Source organism: Chamaesiphon sp. OTE_75_metabat_556 (genome assembly GCF_031378165.1).
Lineage (GTDB): Bacteria > Cyanobacteriota > Cyanobacteriia > Cyanobacteriales > Chamaesiphonaceae > Chamaesiphon.
The window spans coordinates 1-19541 of record NZ_JANNDR010000141.1 but is presented as its reverse complement, the minus strand read 5'-3'; the positions used below and the strand labels follow the sequence as shown (position 1 = coordinate 19541).

The window sequence follows — 19541 nt, the reverse complement described above, 5'->3', positions numbered from 1 at the left end:
TGGCGAAATCACACCGCTCGATCTTGCTGTCAAAGCTAATATTCCAGGGACTGTTGCCAACCGATATTTAGCGGCTAAAGCCAATGAATTTGGCACTAGCAGTCGCCAACATCCCGATCGCGGTCAAGTTTATTATTTTGTCTCAATTAGTACTCTCGGCAGCATCTTTGATGATAGCGAAGCCGAGGTACCAGAATTGATGCCTGCGGCAAATCCAGTCGTAGCGTTTCAATATCCTGCTGTGCCAGCAGAACTGGCTCCGCTAGAAACTAATGTTGCTACCGCAGCTAGTCCCGTTAGTTCGGATGCCAGTCCGCAACTATTTACGCCAGCGGCTCCTACTGTCACTCGCGATCCGATTACGAGTACCCCAGTAGGTGCTGAATCTGTCCCAGTTGTTGAATCTAGACCTGCTGAATCTACACCAGTTGCTGAATCCACCCCACCGATAGCGGCGGATGAAGCTCCAGTTCTACCTCTGGAGCCAATATCACTTCAGCAAGCAATCGCCGAGTCCGAGCCAACGATGGTTGAGTCGCAAGAACTCGCATCTGCAACGATCGTCACAGCGCAAACGCTCCCAGCCGATCCGCCCATGGTCACGATTCTGCAATCCGATCTGGCCAAACGCTTAGATGTGCATTCTAGTACCGTCTACAAGCGACGGAGCGAACCAAACTTTACTGACTGGACGCGCAATCGCGATCCTGATGGTACGGGGTGGGGCTATGCTGCCGATAGTAAGGAATATTATCGCGTCGATACTTGAATTTCGCCCCTGTGAAAGGTTCGGGATCGAGCGACAATTGTTGCTGCTAAAGTGACAATTTTCATACTTCAATAGGCGATCGTCTGTAATGATTTTGAGTCATTGCAGATATTTTTTGGCCAGAGCGGATTTATTTTGAAGATCGGTTATTCGATCTGACTCCTGTATCAGCGTTATTTTGGCAATATCGCTAGTCAATCGCCAAGATCGACCAAAATCTGGCGTCAAACCTTAACCTGTTATTAACCAAATTCCCTGCCTGAATTGCCAGATTGTCAATAGAATTAGATTGGTACCAATCTTGCATCTAATTTCAGTACTTTTCGACACTGCTAGCTAACTTTCATTGGTGAGCAACTCTGGGCGGTTGATTGGCAACCAGCAAATCCCTTGCTGTTGAGTATTGAGATGTCAAACTGATTGGAAACCGTAACAAATTTTGAGGAGTTTAAGATATGAGCGACAACAACCAAATTACAACAAAGACAACTATTTTAGTTTCAGCAGATCGATCAACAGCGAACCCAATTACCGCAATTGTTAGGTCGCATTACTCGCTCCAGACGATCTTAGCCCTGACGCTCGGGCTAGCTATGTCTGCTTGCACACCCCAAAGCCCAGATGTCGCCACTGCACCATCTGGCGGGACAACCCCCACCCCAGCAGCATCAGGATCTCCCGCCGCAAGTAGTGGTGGCAGTTCCTCTCTCAGTGGTGCGGGTGCATCATTTCCCGCACCACTCTATCAGCGGTGGTTTGCCGACTACAACAAGGCCAATCCCGGCACGCAAATCAGTTATCAATCCGTCGGGAGCGGTGCTGGTGTCGAACAATTTTTAGCAGGGACGGTAGATTTTGGCGCGACGGATGCCCCCTTGAAGCCGGAAGAACGCGCAAAGTTTAAGGCCAAATATAATGCCGACCCAATTCAGGTACCGATGACTGGTGGTAGCGTAGTATTTGCCTACAATCTGGAAGGCGTGAAGGATTTGAAATTATCGCGCGCGGCTTATTGTGGCATTGCCGCTGGTAAAATTACCAAATGGAACGATCCGGCGATCGCTAAAGCCAACGCTGGAGCGAAGCTGCCCGACCAAGCAATTCAATTCGTTCATCGTTCTGATGGTAGCGGCACGACTTACCAATTTACGACTCACCTCAAGGCTGCTTGCCCTAGCGTCTGGACGGCAGGTGCAAACAAAACTGTAGCTTGGCCGGCTGGGACTGGTGCGAAAGGGAATGAAGGTGTCGCCGCTCAGATCAAACAAACGCCTAATGCGATCGGGTATGTAGAGTACTCCTATGGGAAGCAAACCGATCTGACGATGGCCGCGATCGAAAATAAATCTGGCAAACTGATTGCCCCATCACCAGCATCTGGTGCTGAAGCATTTGTCGGTCAAACTGTACCAGCAGATCTGGGTTTGACCATACCAGACTCCACCAATCCCAAAGCTTACCCGATCTCTGGGTTGACCTGGTTGCTCCTCTATCCCCAGTCCAAAGATGCTGCCAAGCAAACGGCCTTAAAAAGTGTGATTGATTGGTCGCTTTCTACAGGTAAAGCCACCGCCACAGAGCTAGGTTATGTACCGCTAGAAGCTGGACTAGTGACTAAAGTGAAGGCAGAACTCAATAAGGCTAAATAAACCTCATGAATTCAAAACAGCCAGCTCCCCCAGAAACATTGCTAGCATCATCTACTAGTTTCAAATTAGAACGATCGATCGATCGCGGTTTCCAGTGGCTCACCCTCGGACTGGCGATTTCGGTGGGAGCGATCTTGATCTGGATCGCTTACTCACTGTTTGTCATCGCCTTACCTGCCATCCAAAAGTTCGGCTTCGGATTTTTGGCAGATAGTACCTGGGACCCGAACAAAAATCTCGATCCGACTACAGGTATTGGTGGCGTCTATGGCGCATTACCTCATATTTACGGTACCGTGCTCAGTTCGCTGATCGCACTGCTATTTGCAGTGCCGCTAGGAGTTGGGGTCGCGATTTTCTTGACGGAAAACTTTTTGAAGCCAAATATTCTCCAACCGATCGCCTTTACGATCGAACTATTAGCCGCAGTCCCGAGTGTAGTTTATGGTCTATGGGGTTTATTTGTCTTCTTGCCAGCACTCAAGCCTTTATTTCAAGGACTTCATAGCTACTTGGGCTGGATACCTATTTTCTCGACCACGCCGAGCGGGCGTCAACTTTTTGGCGCATCATTAGTACTGGCAATCATGATTTTACCGACGATTATTGCGATCTCCCGCGATACGCTCAATTCCTTACCGCCCAAACTCCGGCAGGGTGCTTATGGTTTGGGAGCGACACGATGGGAAACCATCACGCGGGTACTACTCCCAGCAGCTCTGTCGGGGATTATTGGTTCGGTGATGCTGGCACTGGGACGTGCGCTGGGGGAAACAATGGCGTTGGCAATGTTAGTCGGGAATGCCAATCAGGTGAATATCTCTTGGTTGTCCCCAGCTTCGACGCTGTCTTCGCTAATTGCCAATCAGTTTGGCGAAGCTAGCGGTCTTCAGAAGTCGTCGTTATTTTATGAAGCATTGATTTTGATGGTTTTGACCCTGGTGGTCAATATGCTCGCTCAAGCACTAGTCAGTCGCTTTCAGCAAGTTGAATAACCAATCTAACAGCGACCCGATTGAGGACTTCAACCTTCATCGGGTCGCTTTATAAATCAGCCTAAACCCTCATCCTGAAAGTTCTTCTGTTGCCGTTGTCTAGGCGAAACTTATGACTCCTTTACCTTCTCAACTACCTACTGGCGAACATGCCGATCTCAACCAGTTTGCGGTGTCGTCCCATCGTCAGCTCTTTGGCCAAGTGATGACAGGGCTAGTGTTTGCTTGTGTGGCGATCTCGATCGTGCCGTTGGCTTCAATTTTGTTCATGGTCATCACCAACGGACTGGGCGGCTTTTCACCAAGTATCTTTACTGAACTACCGCCAGTCGGTCAAGGCGTCAGCGTACCAGCAGCCAGTCTACAAGTCGGTGGCTTTAGAAACGCGATCGTCGGTACCCTGCTAACTTGTGCGATCGGTGGTATCATCAGCGTACCATTTGGGGTATTAGTAGCAATTTATACTGTTGAATTCGGACAGGGTAACTGGATCTCGCAATTTGTCAGATTTTGCACTAATGTCTTGAGCGGTGTGCCCTCGATTATTGCTGGTTTATTTGCTTACGGGATTGTCGTCCTGCTGACTGGTGGCTTTTCGGCCGTTGCGGGCGGTGCGGCTTTATCGGTATTAATGCTACCGACGATTATTCGCACGACTGAGGAAGGACTTAAATCCGTCCCCAAAGCGACTCGCCTCGCGGCAGTCGGTGTCGGTGCGACTAATTTTCAAACAGTATTCCAGATCGTTTTGCCTGCCGCATTACCGTTTGTAGCGACTGGTGTGACGCTAGCGATCGCTAGAGCCGCAGGGGAGACAGCACCATTATTGTTTACTTGTTTATTTAACCAGTATGATATTAAAGGGCTGTGGGAGCCGACCGCAACGCTGTCAGTTTTGATCTACAACTTTGCGATTTCGCCTTACCCCAACCAGCAAAAATTAGCATGGGTAGCTGCACTGCTAATTGTGCTACTGATTTTATCTATCAGTATCTTTGCTCGCATCATTTCTCGGCGCAAGGTTTACTAGATTTGACATGTTATTTCGACCAGCAGTGCGTAAATCACCTCCGATTTGGGTACGATCGCTGGAGACGTAGCTTGGTCTTCTCAAGTTAAAATATAAATAGTCTGCTGCATCAAGATCGACCAAACCAGAATTAAAAGTTAATTGGGGTCTAATCTCATTTACCATCACACCCTACATTAATATCCTTTACACCAAAATTTTATGGTAGCGACTCTAACGGACAAGGATATCGTAATTAAGACAGATAACGTCTCGATTTTCTATGGTGCTTTCCAAGCTGTCCGGAACGTCTTTCTAGATATTCCTAAAAATAATGTAGTTTCTTTCATTGGCCCGTCTGGGTGCGGAAAGAGTACGCTGTTGCGTTGCTACAATCGCCTCAACGATCTGATTCCCAATGCCAAAGTCCAGGGTCAGATTAGTTATCGCGGTACCAACCTCTACGACCCGAACATCGACCCAGTAGAAGTACGGCGGCGAATTGGGATGGTGTTTCAACAACCCAACCCTTTCCCCAAATCCATTTATGAAAATGTAGCATTTGGACTGCGTATTGCTGGCTTCAAGGGCAATATCGACGAACGTGTCGAGCAATCGCTCCGTAAAGCCGCCCTCTGGGAAGAAGTTAAAGATAAACTCCAACAAAGCGGCCTATCGCTCTCTGGCGGACAACAGCAGCGGCTGTGTATCGCGCGGACGATCGCGATCGAGCCAGAAGTGATTTTAATGGACGAGCCATGCTCGGCACTCGATCCGATTTCCACCGTTCAGATCGAAAATCTGATCCACGAGTTAAAGGATCGATTCACGATTATCATCGTTACCCACAATATGCAACAGGCGGCACGAGTATCGGACAAAACCGCCTTTTTTAATGCCGAAGCGGGCGAAGGCGGCAGTCGGTTCGGCTACTTGGTGGAATACGACGACACGCGCAATATCTTCAGTTCGCCCAAGGAAACTAGAACTCAAGAGTATATTAGCGGTCGATTTGGCTAGAGATAATTGTAATTTGGCTAGATCGAGTCGATTTGGCTAGATCGAAACAGGGGCAATCGATCGATTGCCCCTGTTTTGTATTAATTTTGGATGAATGTTTTCGACATTGCTGAATCACCGGGTTATTTACGCTCTTTGCTATCAGGTTATCTCTTCTGCTCCCCATTCCCAGCCCCCCCGCTCCCCGCTCTTTTCTAAACCAAGATTAGCCCCCAAATATCCTTCCAAAATTCAGTAAAACCGTCTATGGTGGAAAACTATAGCTGATACCCCGACACACCTATTGCCCTTGATATCGGAAAGATCGGGATAAACGCAACCAACTATTTTACTGCTGATTGAAACGATGGCTTTTTCTGCACTGATTCGGACTCTCGAACGCTCTCAACTAGCTGCGGAACTATTGTCAAAGCTCCAACAGCAGGGCATGTTGCATCTAAGTGGATTATCGCGTTTGCCCAAGGGTTTAGTCGCTTCTGCCCTCGCCCAAGGAGCGCAACAACATCTGTTGGTCGTGACGGCGACGGTGGAAGAAGGCGGTCGCTGGGCGGCGCAATTAGAGGCAATGGGTTGGAAATCGGTACATTTCTATCCGACAACGGAGTCATCGCCCTACGGTTCTGCTAGCCTCGAATCCGAGATGATTTGGGGGCAGATGCAGGGGTTGGCGGAGGTGCAGGCTTTGGGACGGGGGGACTGGGAGATTGGGAGATGAGGGGACGAAGGGAAGAGGAAATAGAGTCGCGATCGTTTGTACGACGTTGGCGTTGCAGCCGCATTTACCTGCGCCGACGGAGTTTGCGGCGCGATGTTTGAAGTTGCAAGTAGGCGATGAGGGTGATGTCGAACAACTCGGCGTGCAATTAGTAACTTTGGGCTATGAGCGCGTGCCCTTGGTAGAGACGGAGGGACAATGGAGTCGGCGGGGGGATATTATCGATATTTTTCCAGTTGCGGCGGAGTTACCCGTGCGGCTGGAGTGGTTTGGGGATGAATTGGATAAGTTGCGGGAATTCGATCCGAGTACCCAACGTTCGCTCGATAAAATTGAGAGTTTGGTACTGACTCCAGTGAATTTTGGGACGATCTTTGGTGAGGATAATTCTTCGGAGCGTTACTCGTTACTGGACTATTTACCAGCTAATTGTATCGTCGCGATCGATGAATTCGATCGGGCGCAGGCGCACAACGATCGGTGGTGGGAATATATCCAGGAGGAGTGGGAAACATTACCAGCAAATACGCCAGTTTGGCATCAACAGTTTGGTAATAGTATCGATCGAATTCAAGCTCGGTTTAAGTGGCTGCGATTAGATGAGTTAGCAGTTAGTAGTGAGGGTTTAAATTTAGCTTGCCGATCGATTCCGACGATTCCCCATCAGTTTGCCAAGATTGCCGAAACGCTGCGGGGCTATCACAAACAGAGTTTTTCAAGCTGGCTAGTTTCCGCTCAACCATCGCGATCGGTATCATTATTACAAGAGCATGATTGCCCTGCCCAATTTGTCCCCAATCCTCGCGATTTTCCGGCGATCGATAAGTTACAAATTCAGCATACGGCAGTAGCTGTCAAATATTCGGGCGTAGCCGAATTAGAAGGTTTTATTCTGCCGACATTTCGGATGGTTGTAGTTACTGATCGGGAGTTTTTTGGACAGCAATCTTTAGCCAGTTTTAGTTACGTTCGCAAGCGGCGACAGGCAGCATCCAAACAAGTCGATCCAAATAAATTACGTCCTGGTGATTACGTTGTACATCGCAATCATGGACTGGGGCGATTTATTAAGTTTGAAAGTATTCAGACTGACGATACTTTACGGGACTATTTAACGATTCAATATGCCGACGGTTCGCTCAAAGTTCCCGCCGATCAGTTAGGAGTATTATCGCGGTTTCGACAAGCAGCAGGGGCGAAACCAGAACTGAATAAATTATCGGGACAAGCATGGGAAAAGACCAAAGCTAAAGTCAAAAAGTCAATTAAGAAATTAGCATTTGACTTGCTCAAACTCTATGCCGAGCGATCGCAAAAAGAAGGCTTTGCTTTCCCCCCCGATGCACCGTGGCAACAGGAGTTAGAAGACTCATTTCGCTATCAACCCACACCCGATCAATTGAAGGCGACTCAAGATGTCAAACGGGATATGGAAAGCGATCGACCGATGGATCGATTGGTGTGTGGGGATGTGGGTTTTGGCAAGACAGAAGTGGCCATTCGGGCGATCTTTAAAGCCGTTACCGCCAATAAACAAGTCATCTTTCTAGCACCGACGACAATTTTAACCCAGCAACATTATCACACGCTCAAAGAACGCTTTGCTCCTTATCCAATTAATGTGGGATTGCTGAATCGGTTTCGGACAGCGGAAGAACGCAAAGATATTTTGGTGCGACTAAAAACTGGCGAATTAGACATCGTGATCGGCACCCATCAACTATTGAGTAAAGAGTTGAAATTCAAAGATTTAGGGTTGCTAACGATCGATGAAGAACAAAGATTTGGAGTCAATCAAAAGGAGAAAATCAAGACTCTTAGAAGTCAAATTGATGTCCTGACTCTGTCAGCGACACCCATTCCCCGTACCCTCTATATGTCTCTATCTGGCGTTCGGGAAATGAGCTTGATTACCACGCCACCACCATCGCGTCGCCCGATCGCTACCCACTTATCGCCATATAAAATCGACGCGATCGCGACCGCCATTCGCCAAGAACTCGATCGGGGCGGACAGATTTTTTATGTAGTGCCAAAAATTGAAGGGATTGAAGAAACGGCGGGTAAAATTCGCGAACAAATTCCCTCTTGTCGGATCGCGATCGCTCACGGTCAAATGGATGAAGCCGAACTCGAATCGACGATGTTGACATTTAGTAATGGCGATGCCGATCTACTCGTTTGTACGACTATTATCGAGTCGGGCTTAGATATTCCCCGCGTGAACACGATCCTCGTTGAAGATGCCCATCGCTTTGGATTGGCGCAACTATATCAACTGCGGGGGCGCGTCGGACGTGCCGGAATCCAGGCACATGCCTGGTTATTTTACCCCAAGGAGTCAACTCTCTCCGAGACAGCTAGACAGAGGTTAAAAGCGATTCAGGAGTTCACTCAGTTGGGTTCTGGCTATCAACTAGCTACTCGCGATATGGAGATTCGCGGTGTGGGTAATCTACTCGGTGCCGAACAATCGGGACAGATGGATGTCATCGGCTTTGACTTGTATATGGAAATGTTGCAAGAAGCAATTAAAGAAATTCGCGGACAGGAAATCCCGCAAGTCGATGATACTCAAATCGATCTTAAAGTCACGGCAATGATTCCGGCTGACTACATTGCCGATCTAGAACAAAAAATGAGTGCCTATCGATCGGTTGCCGCTGCCGATACCAAACAAGAACTCACCAATATTGCTGCTGAATGGTACGATCGCTACGGCGAAATTCCCAAACCAGCCCAACAATTATTTCGGATCGTCGAACTCAAACAAATTGCCAAACAACTCGGCTTTAGTCGGATTCGTCCCGATGGAAAGCAGCACATTGTTTTAGAAACACCAATGGCCGAACCAGCCTGGAATTTACTGGCTGAATATCTACCCGACAATGCTCGATCGCGCTATGTTTACAGCGTGGGAAAGGTGACAGCTAGAGGTTTGGGAGTATTGCGCCCAAACGAGCAGGTGGAAATGCTCATTGAGGTGTTGAGTAAGCTGCAAGGGGTGTTGATGGCTAGTAGTTCGACCTAGCAACACTAAAAATCTGAACGGTAACTGTCACTCATGGGTAAAGTTACAATTGGCACAGAAATGGAACACTGAGATTATAATAGCGACAAGCGTTACAAGCCCTTAATTTATAGGGCGACGCAGCAGAGCAGGAATTATTTTAGTCTACGGAAGTGCGATCGATGCCCAATGTCCAGCCAGTTATTAATTCGACCAAAGTTGCTAATTTCACGCCTTATTCAGCGATTGGTACCAATCTAGATGATGTCCGCAAACGCCGTAGAGAGCACGATCCGACCGCCCTCAATCTGCAAATATGCTGGTATCTCACGCCCGAAGCTGCGGCTAAATTAGATCCCGAAGTGCTCGATCGATTGAGTGCCAAAGTTCAACCGATTTACGGCACATTATTAACTGCCGACGCAGATACCTTAGCGCGAGATCGCGAACGCTTACCCACAGAGTTGCAAGCGCAAATTCCAACTACCTGGCAACTACCTGCCGATCTTTGGGGCTATGCCTTTTTTGCTTGCCCGTTGCCGCCAGTGACGACTTTTAGTGCCGACCAATATGCTCGGGGCGATCGAATGGTACTCAATGGCGATGGGATGCTCTATCGGTTGGGCTTCGAGGCTGGCAGTGCGATCCTCAAAACGCGGATGATGAAAACGCCCTGTTACTATGCTGATCTTGCCGCCCAATTACTCCCCAAATTTGACAAACCAGGTTATCGCTTTCTAGATGGTGGGATGGTACGGCACAGCTTGTTGCTGGGCACGCGCAACCAGATGAATACGGCCTTTTTAGCGACCAAGGAGCATCTGCTGGCAACTTTTGACGCAGCGCGTCCCCATATTATCGATCCCGATTCGCTCGAATTGCTCGAACCGATCGGTGCTGCTAGTAACTGGCAGGGATTAGCACCCAAGCAGCCCGCGTGGCTGACCCAAGTTTTTCAGCCCTATTCCAATCCCGCGCATCCTGTCTGCGACCATTTACAGACCGATTCAGGTGGTGGAGAATTTATCACCGCCAATTATTCAGCGGGCTTAAGCTTACTCAGTGCGATCGACAGGTTCCGGCGGTGGCTCAAGGACAAACTCGGTCGCGATGGGATTATTCTCAAAGATCCTTGGGGTGCTTTCACTAGTCTAGTTAGATATCGTTTTGACGGTCAAACCTTTGAGAAGTGGCGGTTGGTGCTACCCAATGGCGAACCCGTAATTATTCAACAAGCCATCCACCAGATGGCCTTGACCGAGGACTATATTATCGTTGGCGATATTGCCTTCAAGATCGAACTATCGCAGATTTTTGCGCCGTATTTATTTGGGAGAATTCGGAAATTTTCTGTCCAAATCGGCTACTGGCTATCGCTGGTATTTCTGCAATTGGTGCAGCCGATTCCCTATGCCAACTTATATCTAGTCAAGCGATCGGATCTGGATCTACCGATCCCGCCTGGTGAAATTCCCACTCTGACCGTGATTAAGATCGTCCTGCCACGCGAAGTCTCTCACTTTGTTACTGATTATCGCAATCCCGACGGTAAAATTACCCTGATGTCCGCCCATAATGGTGGCTGGGATGTCACAGAATGGATCGGCGAGTATGATGAATCTCTCAATCCTGACTGCGAACGGACGCCGATGTTAACCAAGGGGATTGAAGCAGTTGCCGGCGTGAATAAAGGTTTACCACTAGAACCGCCAGTTAAGTGTCTGCGGCGGGAGTTTCGGGGCTTTCAACCCTCGCCAGTCGATCTCAACAGCGTCGCGCGCTATACGATCGATGGCCAGACTGGTGCCGTGATTACAGCCAATTTCTTTAGCGATATCGGCGATAATCCCAGCAAATGCAATACCTGGTCGGTATCGGTCAATACTCACCGCAATCTCAACCGCGATAGTCGGTTGCCAGAAACCAGCGAGAAAATTACTAGCCTATATTGGATGGGTTGGGGGTTTACCTGGGAGACGATTCCCAAACGGATTTATCGTGCCTATCGAGATCGGGAAAATCGGGTGATTCCGGTGGAAGGCTTGCCCCAGTCAGATATGCCCGTCACCCTGCTGCGGCTGGATACCGAGCGGCTGGAAATTGCCGATAGTTTTGAATTTCCGATCGGTTATATCGCCCGCAGTCCGCAATTCATCCCCAGTCAAGAGCCTTGTCCTGCGGGCAAAGATCCGGCCACCCATGGTTATATCGTCTGTGTCATCATGACCGATGCCGAGCCAGACAATCCCCATACGGTGGCGCAGGATGAAGTTTGGGTCTTCCATGCCGATGATTTCAAAGGCAAACCGATCTATCGCTTGAGCCATCCCGATATCAATCTGGGATTGACGATTCACTCAACCTGGATTCCAACGATCGAATTTGGCAAATATTCACAAGTCAAACGCGAAGCGATGCGCGAAGCCACACTCGATCGCGATTTCAATCCCGTCGTTCAAGCCAAAATCTTTCCCCATACCAAAACCCTGTTTAAAGAGGTCGTTTATCCTCACTATATCAATCAGACTAGTGAAGCCGAATTACTCGACCTGTGGGAGGATTGATCGCTCTCATAGATTGTCAACACCAGTTGAGGCATAATGTTTTCTCCCAACTCCCAACTCCCCACAGTGTAAAATAACTCAAGTAATTAATAAGCTCACATCTTGCACTAGTTTGAATATACTAGTGCTAACCGTAGATCCAGGGTACCCTAAGATCTCTGCTTTTACTAGTCTTTATGTATTGGTGCAAGATGTGAGTAAGTAGTAAACCGTGTTCGATCTAGCAAAATGGGGCATTCTGCTTAAAGTTTTGTCCTGGACGGGCTTATTTTGTGTTATCGAATTGGGAATGCTCTGAAAGGTGAATATGTAGATGAAGACATCAAGTTGCGATGGCTGGTTGCACTCATGTCCAGCTAGGCAATGCGGCAATGTCACCCCAACCAGATCTTACAGTGAATCGATAAACACCTCATTCGTCCAACTGCCGTGTAACCCATAGGGAATATGATGGGTGAGTTGAAGTGTGGCAATCGCGCCTGTGGTCAAATCTGCGGCATCTAAAATAACCACAGCCGATCGATCTTTGGCACCATCATAGATCATCGCAATTAGCCAGCCATCATCCTCCCGAGTACCACCTGGACGCGCTACGAACACAGGTTCATTGACATATCCCGTCGGTGCGACCGTCCACAATTGCTGCTCGCCAGTTGCGCGATCCAATTTGAGGATGCTTTGGAGCGGGGCATTCCCAGCCAAGGTTTGTGCGGCACCCATATAAACATAGCGATAGGGATTGCCAACATTGGCAGGGTTGATCGTTGGGAATTCACAACAACGGGTTTCAACAAGTTTACTAATCACCTGCTGTGTGGTGAGATTTAATTCAAATCGCCATAATTGTCCCGGTGTGAGCGTATTGAAATCGATCTCGCGGAAATCTTTATCGGGTTCAACTTCGGGAAAAGTTGGATAGGCGATCGAATCGATCGAAATGTTACCATCATGCTCGAAGGCATTGGCATGATGGAAAACAAAGCCCGATTTGGTTTCCAGGGTTTGGACTGGTTTACCACTCCGAGGATTGCGAGGAATGACAATAATTTTTGTCGGTTTTTCGGGTTGAAATTTGACACATTCACCCGCACCTTTGAGACCAAATAGAAATGGGAAGGGATTAAAACTAACAGGATTTTGGAAGAAGATACAATAATTTGGGGTAATCGCAAAATCATGAATGAAGGCGAAACCTGGAATCGTGTGGTAATGCTCCTCAACCACCTTGCCATCGAGATCCAATTCATAGATCGTAATTCCCGTTAGTAGTCCAGTTTTGTCAAATTTACCCGCCTTCAATCCAAAATTGACCATTCGCTGTTGGATCGGATCGAATAAAGGATGTGCCGCAAAGGGATCGCCAGGTTTGAGTGTATTATTGAGATATTCAATACCTAATGTATCGAGAGTTTGGGGATTTAATCGATGGGGTTCGGCGGCTTCCCATAGAGCGAGTAACTTACCACCCCAATAGACGACTTGAGTATTAGCGATATTCTTCAGGTTGACATTAAAAGCATTACTCAACCAACCGCCAGCTTTTGGGAGCGTGTCACTTTTGCGATGAGTATTTATACTTAGGCAGATTTTCGAGGCTGACCAATTAATCCATTTAAGTAAGCACATCGATGAGCCAGAACTTGTCCAACATGTTCTGATTTCCAACTCGCTCCAGATATTTTGATCCGTCTAGCTATTTGCTTAATCCCTGATTCTACCGCTCCAGAACCAATTGAGCAGACGTTGTCTCGCTGAAACATCTCATAATTTACAATCCTTTCTTTGTGCTTCTCTAAATACTTACAAAAATTCACTGCTGGCTTTTTCTTTAACTCTGTAAATAATGCTGTTGCACTTTCGACATTTCCTGTCCACAAATATATTTCGGCTTGCTTGAGCCGTTTTATTGAACCACCTACTTTCTGAAGATTTTCATTGAGATGGAACCAATCGAGTATTTCTCTTCTGTCCTGTTCACAACTAATTTCTTTAAATATATTCCATACTCCATCATGTCCATCACCTAGACAAGTTACTGGTTTTGCTAGTGGCTGTTTATTTGCCCAATTAATGATGACCTCATTTTGGTCGAAGCTGGCTACTATTCCCACCTCTGCCACAATTGATTTGTAGTCTTTCCATTCTGATTTTTCGCCTTTTGGTGTTATCAATCGTGCTTTTCCACCATCTGCACTTAATTCGGCTATATCTAATTTTGCTACTGGCTGGTCAAATTTTTGATAATGTACTAATCTTTGTTGTGTCTTCGCTGAAACCGTAATCCCTGTTATATACTCAATATCTTTGGCTGCATTCTTGTACGCAACATTCGCACTTAATCTTAAACAACAGTTCTCTAGATGTGGACTTAATCTACTTCCACTCCCACATCCTAATTTCTCTGCTTGCTTCTCGGTGATACTTATTTCACCTAGAGTACTTTTTAATCTCTTTGTTCTTCCTGATGCAGTTCCGCTAACTGAGTAGATAAAAAAATCCGATTTCTGGTGTCACATGACTCAATACTTGCTCTTTAACTGCTATCTCTATATCTTCTAATGTCTTCAACGATCCAGGTTCACAATCCTCATATAAAATTGCTGCAATTGCATCTGCATGTTTTTTTATTGCCTGTTGTTGTTCTGGTGTCATGACTCTATCTCAAGTTGGACTATTCTATTATTCTCTCCTATTTTAACTATCTTGGCTCACCATACTTGTTTTGCTCTCTATGAGTATTTGTACTCATCGCAAAAGTGACACGCTCCCCAGCTTTTTGAGTTCCGAACACACCGCGATAGAGAAATTTACCAGCAGCTTGTTCGGCAAGATAAGCTTCAGTTTGGACAAAACGATTGCGAAAGTGGGCTTTACCGTTTTGAAAAGTAATCCGACAAATCATCCCATCCCCATCAAAGGGGTGACGCACTGATTCATCATTAATATCCAATAATCCCGGCCCGTTACGGAATAATGTCCCTTCTAAATCTGGGGGGATTTGACCTGCGATTTCCGTAATTTGATAGTCATATTCTTGTTTTTGCGATCGATAGCCTTGCTTCCATTGTTCTAGGCTATATGGAAGTTCGGTTGCTGAAGTTTTCATATTATTTTGAGGCGATCTCGATCTCGATATAGTGAGTTTTAAAAAAATAAAATCAAAAAAAATATTTTGAGTGGCTTTTAAACCGCTCACAGTCAGACTAGCGAAACCAAGCAAAATGCGTCCGCACTTATCTAAATTCTATGAGTTTTCAGGATTACTTTCAAGGAATTCTGGCAATAAATCGGGAATAAAAGATTGGTTGCCAACTATGCCTGTTGGTTGATGCTCGATAGTACTCGATGGTGGTACAGATCTGAGATTATTTGGAGTCAATTGTACCTCTTCATTAGGCAGGAGATTGATAAAGATCAGCGGCAACATACTGCCGACATTGGTAATCAGAACTAGCAACCATAATCGATCGAAGTTAGTATCGGTGACTCCCAGTAAGTGCGTCAGAATCGCCCCACCTTCTTTCGATACCAAGCCTGATAAATTCAAGACAGACATCAACAGCGCAAATAAAGTCGCTTCGATTCCGAGCGGACATAATTTTGCAGCTAATACCAGTACGGGCATAAACGTCAGTTGCCCCATCACTGTCAGAATTAAGCTATCACCAAGCGCAAACCAATGGTCGTCAATCCCGATCGATCGATTAGTATGGGTGACTAACAACAGTGCAGTCAAACCCAGTAACGATGAAATTAAAGTCGTCCAGATAAAGATCTGCCGAAACGGAATGGTTTTTAAAAAGCGTTGAAATAACCATACGCCGAGTAAAGATGCCAAACTCGTCACCAGCCGCACCCGTCCGAGAAATTCGGGAGTAAAACCCAATTCATTGGTGCTGAAGTAGAAAAAAGCAGACTCGGCTGTCGGCGTACATTGCCAGATAAATAAGAACAGCGTCGGCATCCAGATCGCTTTCTGCGTTAAAGCTTGCCACAGTTGTTGCATTTGCTCTGTAACGACTGTCTTCCGGTTACCATCTGCCAGCGTCACAGGTTGCTCGTCAATCCAGAATGCTGCGGCTGAAACTAACAACGGAAACGCCGCCGTTAAGGCAAATACCGTCCGGGTACTAAAATGTTGGAGCAGTAACCCACTAAAATAGGCCGTCAGTAATCCGCCGACTGCCGACGCACCCCAACATAAAGCTTGCAGCGAACCAGCTTTCGCAACCGACTCGTTCCGCGCGCGTTCGACAATCAGCGAATCTACAATCACATCACTAAATGCGACGGAGAGTGAAGTAATCGAGATCGCCAGTGTCGCCGCAGCGGCACTATGTACTAGATTTGCTAAGCTCAACCAAGCTGCGACACCCAATAAACCCGACAAGATTAGATAAGGTCGTCGGCGATAACCAAAGATTGGCAAGCCATCAGAAATAAAGCCAAATAGCGGCTTAATCACCCACGGTAAGGCCGCAATCCCCATGAGCGCAGCTACTTCGGCTGGCGATAGTGCCAGTTCGTCTTTGAGGAAAAAACTGACCGCTAGCCTGGAGATACCCAAAATTCCCTGCACCATGTACACCAGCAAAATTGCCAGCAGTTCGGGACTCGGTTGGTGCCCAAACAAGATCTTGGTCAAGATCGAATTTTGAGAATCGATTGCTAGTGACTTGGAACGCTCGGTTAGCATTATTAATAAATGTTACGCGATATCTAAGCTCTATGTTAACTCATCTTCACAAAGCGATCGCGCGATCTGGGTGAAAACTGCCTCCGATCCCTTCTTCTGGATCGATCGCATCCTCAAAAGCACTAAAAGCACCAGCATATTTAGATATCGATCGTAAAACTATCCCGTCGATGAAAATCAGCTTCGGTACCAGTATGAGTTAATGCCCAATAGCTAATTTCATTTTGAGTAGATTTAATTACTGCTGTAATTGCTACTTCTAGCTTGAGATCGGTCTTAATTATCTGACTTAGATCGAATCCTAAATTTAGTCGTAAATTATCCGATCGATCGATCGTAAATGGCAAAGATCCAAAAGCGATTTCCGGTCGCAAACCCTGGCGATAACCATCGAGGGCATAAACATTCCAATCACCAGTCGGTGCGAGATTAACTTCCCAATAATTAGGCGAGCTTGCCACGCCAATAAAGAACTCAAAACAGGTAGTCGCCCAGAGTTCTAGCTTGCGGGTGGGTAAGAGTGAAGGTGGATCGATCGAGACTCGATCCAGCTCGCCTTGGACTAAATACTCGATCGACAGGAGATTATCAACTCGATCGATCTGACCGCTAATATCGATTTGGGGGATGATAATATCTGTTGGAAACGGCTGAAGCTTAAAACTACTCATGCACGAAGATCGTTAATAATCGATCGAATGATTGGTTCTTGGGCTTCAATACTAGCAGTGAGTTTAAATTGTACCAATGCTCGATCGAGATTGTGAGTGGGATACTTAACTTTGAAATACACATTTCCAGCTAAATAATCTGTGAAAAATCGCAGACCCAATTCAAAAGCAATTAAGCGAATTCCATCGAATAAATATGCGTAGTCATCCTCGGTCAGAAAACCGCTCGCTTGGGACAGATATCCTGCCAAAATCGATCGACACATCTGGGTATCGAATTCGACCTGTTCCCATTCTTTTGTCTCTTCACCAAGCGGATTGCAACCCGATCGCAAACAATCCCCGATATCATAGTGTACCAATCCTGGCTTGACCGTATCGAGATCAATAATCCCGATCGCCTGTTGGGTAGTGGTACAAATTAGCACGTTATTCACCTTCGGATCGCCGTGAATCGGGCGCAAAGGCAGTTTGCCATCATTTTTAGCATCTTCTAGCACTCGCGCCCAGGCTTGTCGATCTCGGACAAACTTGAGACAATAATCGACCTGTTCACTGACCGCAATCGTAGCAGTCGAGAGCACTTGGTGATAGTCGGCCAGATATTGGGGGGTAATATGAAACCCAACGAGGGTATCGGCTAACAGTGCGGGATCGAGATTGCTAATTAGATGGTGAAATCGCCCTAAAGCATAACCAACTTCCCGCCCATGTTCGATATCCTGAATGAGATCGATCGTCTCCGAACCATCGATAAAGCTAATCGCCCGCCAATAGGAGCCGTCGGGTTCTACCCAATGATCTTGGTTCGCTAATGTCAATAATACGCGTGGTACTGCCCAGCGACGTTCTAACCCGTCAGTTTGGGCTTGGAGCTGTTGACAAACATGCTCGGTGAAGATGCACATATTCTGCATCACCAGCGCGGGTTGTTGAAAGACATGAGTATTGATCCGCTGCAACACAAACTGCGGTTCGCGATCGCTGGCGATCGTCACCAGATAGGTATCATTGATATTGCCACTACCAAAGGCGCGTAGTTCGGTAACTGGCCTGGATGCAGCAAATTGTTGGGCGATATTAGTTAGACGATCCAATGTTTAAGAGGGAATAGGGGATAGTAGGGCTGACTTATTAGTTGGCAACTGACTGAGTCGATCCATTAACGGTAGATTTGTTTTCTAGCGATTCCACCAGCGATTTTTCTTCCAATGCCACCGAATTGTGCTCTGTGACCATCTGATTATAAGTATCGGTTTGCTCCTTGAGTCGGACGACTAGCTGATTGTAACTCTGCACTCGTTGATTGAAAGTAGCTACGCGATCGCGATAGTCGCTGTGGGGACTAGACACGGTCGCCGCTTTGAGATCGCTGCGTTCTGATTCTAACCCTTGCACTTCCTGTTTGACCTGTGCGGCTAATCGATCTAGTTCGGATCTCCGACTGGTTAATTGTTGATTGAGGGTTTTAGTCCGGTTGCGCAGCGCGGTAAAAACCCCTTCATAACGTTCGGATAAAGCCACGATCGCCGATCGATCCGTAAAATATTGACGGTAATATGTCTCTAAATCTGAGCTGAGATCGCGCACCTCCGTCCCCAAAATGGAGTGGAGTTCGCTATCGACCGAGCTGGGATCTTGTTGGTTGTAAGTATCGACTAGTTTAAGAATGCGGGGATTTGTGAGCTGCGCGAGTACAGAGCGTAATTTTTGATTGAGTTGGGACTGCTCGAATAGGGACATCCGCTGATATGCCGCATGTAGCAGCTCATGGGCTGCGGTGACTTCCATCACGCCATCCAAACGCGGATCGGTAACAGCTTGGAGGAAGATACCTTTGGTGGTGACATAGCAACCCAAGACGATCGTCTGTTCGGAACTCTTGCAGAGATTGAGGGATGACTTGCGAGTTTCGATCGTTGGCTGATTGAGATAAAACAATCGCCGCCCAGTATCTGTCATTGTCGTCTTGGTGGCCATTGCCGCAATGTCTGGCGGTGGCTGATATCCCAACAATTTGATGCCATCTACTAACTCTTGGGTAAATCGAATCCCCACAATAATGACAGCGATCGCCATTGCCATAACGAAATAGCGCTTTAGTCGTTTCATAGCGATCGATAGAGGTGGTTTGAGCCGGTGGCGATGCATGTCGAATACTACTCTAACAGGGGATTGGCTGGGATAGACGTGAAAATCGGCGAGCGGGATGTTTCGGTCGCTACTTTACTTATCATTCCCCACAGCTTTGTTAATCTTCGTTGCGATCGACTGACTAAGCTCGATCGAGTGTGATAACTTTTGAGTGAAGCCGGTTGAGTTATCGATCCCTAATAAATTTTTAAAAGAGTAATTCAGTGATGGATAACAATTTCGCCCAGACTGCCCCAGCAGCCCAATTAGCAGCAGGTGAAGAAATGAGTGACTATGTAGCCCACCTCCA

The 19541-nt window shown here is 47.1% G+C and carries 13 protein-coding genes and 2 pseudogenes; 8 read left to right on the top strand and 7 right to left on the bottom strand.

The window, feature by feature from the left end; all coding sequences use genetic code 11:
- From RMO27_RS06070 to RMO27_RS06040, 8 genes are all read left to right on the top strand, one after another.
- A partial coding sequence (locus RMO27_RS06070) for a hypothetical protein (protein ID WP_309730537.1) occupies window positions 1-769 on the top strand: 769 nt, incomplete at its 5' end.
- Between the two features lie 455 nt (window positions 770-1224).
- A complete protein-coding gene (gene pstS / locus RMO27_RS06065) occupies window positions 1225-2418 on the top strand; it encodes a phosphate ABC transporter substrate-binding protein PstS (RefSeq protein ID WP_309730534.1) in 1194 nt (397 codons plus the stop codon).
- Between the two features lie 5 nt (window positions 2419-2423).
- Window positions 2424-3413, top strand: coding sequence for a phosphate ABC transporter permease subunit PstC (gene pstC, locus RMO27_RS06060; protein WP_309730531.1), 990 nt, complete (start codon window positions 2424-2426; stop codon window positions 3411-3413).
- 112 nt (window positions 3414-3525) lie between these two features.
- A complete protein-coding gene (pstA, locus tag RMO27_RS06055; RefSeq protein ID WP_309730528.1) occupies window positions 3526-4443 on the top strand; it encodes a phosphate ABC transporter permease PstA in 918 nt (305 codons plus the stop codon).
- A gap of 201 nt (window positions 4444-4644) precedes the next feature.
- A complete protein-coding gene (pstB, locus tag RMO27_RS06050) occupies window positions 4645-5442 on the top strand; it encodes a phosphate ABC transporter ATP-binding protein PstB (RefSeq protein WP_309730525.1) in 798 nt (265 codons plus the stop codon).
- 346 nt (window positions 5443-5788) lie between these two features.
- Entirely contained in the window at window positions 5789-6157 is a 369-nt protein-coding gene (locus tag RMO27_RS23750) for a hypothetical protein (RefSeq protein WP_396133623.1), read from the top strand.
- Window positions 6147-9188 carry a transcription-repair coupling factor gene (mfd, locus tag RMO27_RS06045; protein WP_396133622.1) on the top strand — a complete coding sequence of 1014 codons (3042 nt, stop codon included), beginning with the start codon at window positions 6147-6149 and terminating at the stop codon, window positions 9186-9188. The genes RMO27_RS23750 and mfd overlap by 11 nt, the downstream gene beginning before the upstream one ends.
- Window positions 9189-9349: 161 nt before the next feature.
- The gene (locus tag RMO27_RS06040) at window positions 9350-11731 is read left to right on the top strand and encodes a carotenoid oxygenase family protein (RefSeq protein ID WP_309730522.1); all 2382 of its coding nucleotides are present in this window, start codon (window positions 9350-9352) and stop codon (window positions 11729-11731) included.
- 390 nt (window positions 11732-12121) lie between these two features.
- On the opposite strand, the pseudogene RMO27_RS06035 reads toward RMO27_RS06040, so the two are convergent.
- From RMO27_RS06035 to RMO27_RS06005, 7 genes and pseudogenes are all read right to left on the bottom strand, one after another.
- Window positions 12122-13273: pseudogene (locus RMO27_RS06035) on the bottom strand (carotenoid oxygenase family protein); the annotation flags it as partial.
- A gap of 35 nt (window positions 13274-13308) precedes the next feature.
- Window positions 13309-14383, bottom strand: a protein-coding gene (locus tag RMO27_RS06030; RefSeq protein WP_309730516.1) for an ISKra4 family transposase whose coding sequence is annotated in 2 segments (ribosomal slippage) — window positions 13309-14227 and window positions 14226-14383 — 1077 coding nt in all. Because the reading frame shifts where the segments join, the coding sequence is not laid out codon by codon here.
- 103 nt (window positions 14384-14486) lie between these two features.
- Window positions 14487-14837, bottom strand: a pseudogene (locus RMO27_RS06025) (carotenoid oxygenase family protein); the annotation flags it as partial.
- Window positions 14838-14975: 138 nt separating this feature from the next.
- The gene (locus RMO27_RS06020) at window positions 14976-16427 is read right to left on the bottom strand and encodes a folate/biopterin family MFS transporter (RefSeq protein WP_309730510.1); all 1452 of its coding nucleotides are present in this window, start codon (window positions 16425-16427) and stop codon (window positions 14976-14978) included.
- A 140-nt stretch (window positions 16428-16567) separates the two neighbouring features.
- Window positions 16568-17098 (bottom strand): DOMON-like domain-containing protein, encoded by a 531-nt coding sequence (locus RMO27_RS06015; RefSeq protein WP_309730508.1) that lies wholly within the window; start codon window positions 17096-17098, stop codon window positions 16568-16570.
- Entirely contained in the window at window positions 17095-18195 is a 1101-nt protein-coding gene (locus RMO27_RS06010; protein WP_309730505.1) for an aminoglycoside phosphotransferase family protein, read from the bottom strand. The genes RMO27_RS06015 and RMO27_RS06010 overlap by 4 nt, the downstream gene beginning before the upstream one ends.
- A 37-nt stretch (window positions 18196-18232) precedes the next feature.
- Entirely contained in the window at window positions 18233-19210 is a 978-nt protein-coding gene (locus tag RMO27_RS06005; protein ID WP_309730501.1) for a hypothetical protein, read from the bottom strand.
- Window positions 19211-19541: the final 331 nt, after the last annotated feature.

Excerpts from the sequence above, each read along its gene's own strand:
- RMO27_RS23750 (WP_396133623.1), top strand. The coding sequence starts at position 5,789 with ATGGCTTTTTCTGCACTGATTCGGACTCTCGAACGCTCTCAACTAGCT.
- pstB (WP_309730525.1), top strand. The coding sequence starts at position 4,645 with ATGGTAGCGACTCTAACGGACAAGGATATCGTAATTAAGACAGATAAC.
- pstS (WP_309730534.1), top strand. The coding sequence starts at position 1,225 with ATGAGCGACAACAACCAAATTACAACAAAGACAACTATTTTAGTTTCA.
- RMO27_RS06020 (WP_309730510.1), bottom strand. The coding sequence starts at position 16,427 with ATGCTAACCGAGCGTTCCAAGTCACTAGCAATCGATTCTCAAAATTCG.
- RMO27_RS06005 (WP_309730501.1), bottom strand. The coding sequence starts at position 19,210 with ATGAAACGACTAAAGCGCTATTTCGTTATGGCAATGGCGATCGCTGTC.
- pstA (WP_309730528.1), top strand. The coding sequence starts at position 3,526 with ATGACTCCTTTACCTTCTCAACTACCTACTGGCGAACATGCCGATCTC.
- pstC (WP_309730531.1), top strand. The coding sequence starts at position 2,424 with ATGAATTCAAAACAGCCAGCTCCCCCAGAAACATTGCTAGCATCATCT.
- RMO27_RS06015 (WP_309730508.1), bottom strand. The coding sequence starts at position 17,098 with ATGAGTAGTTTTAAGCTTCAGCCGTTTCCAACAGATATTATCATCCCC.
- RMO27_RS06040 (WP_309730522.1), top strand. The coding sequence starts at position 9,350 with ATGCCCAATGTCCAGCCAGTTATTAATTCGACCAAAGTTGCTAATTTC.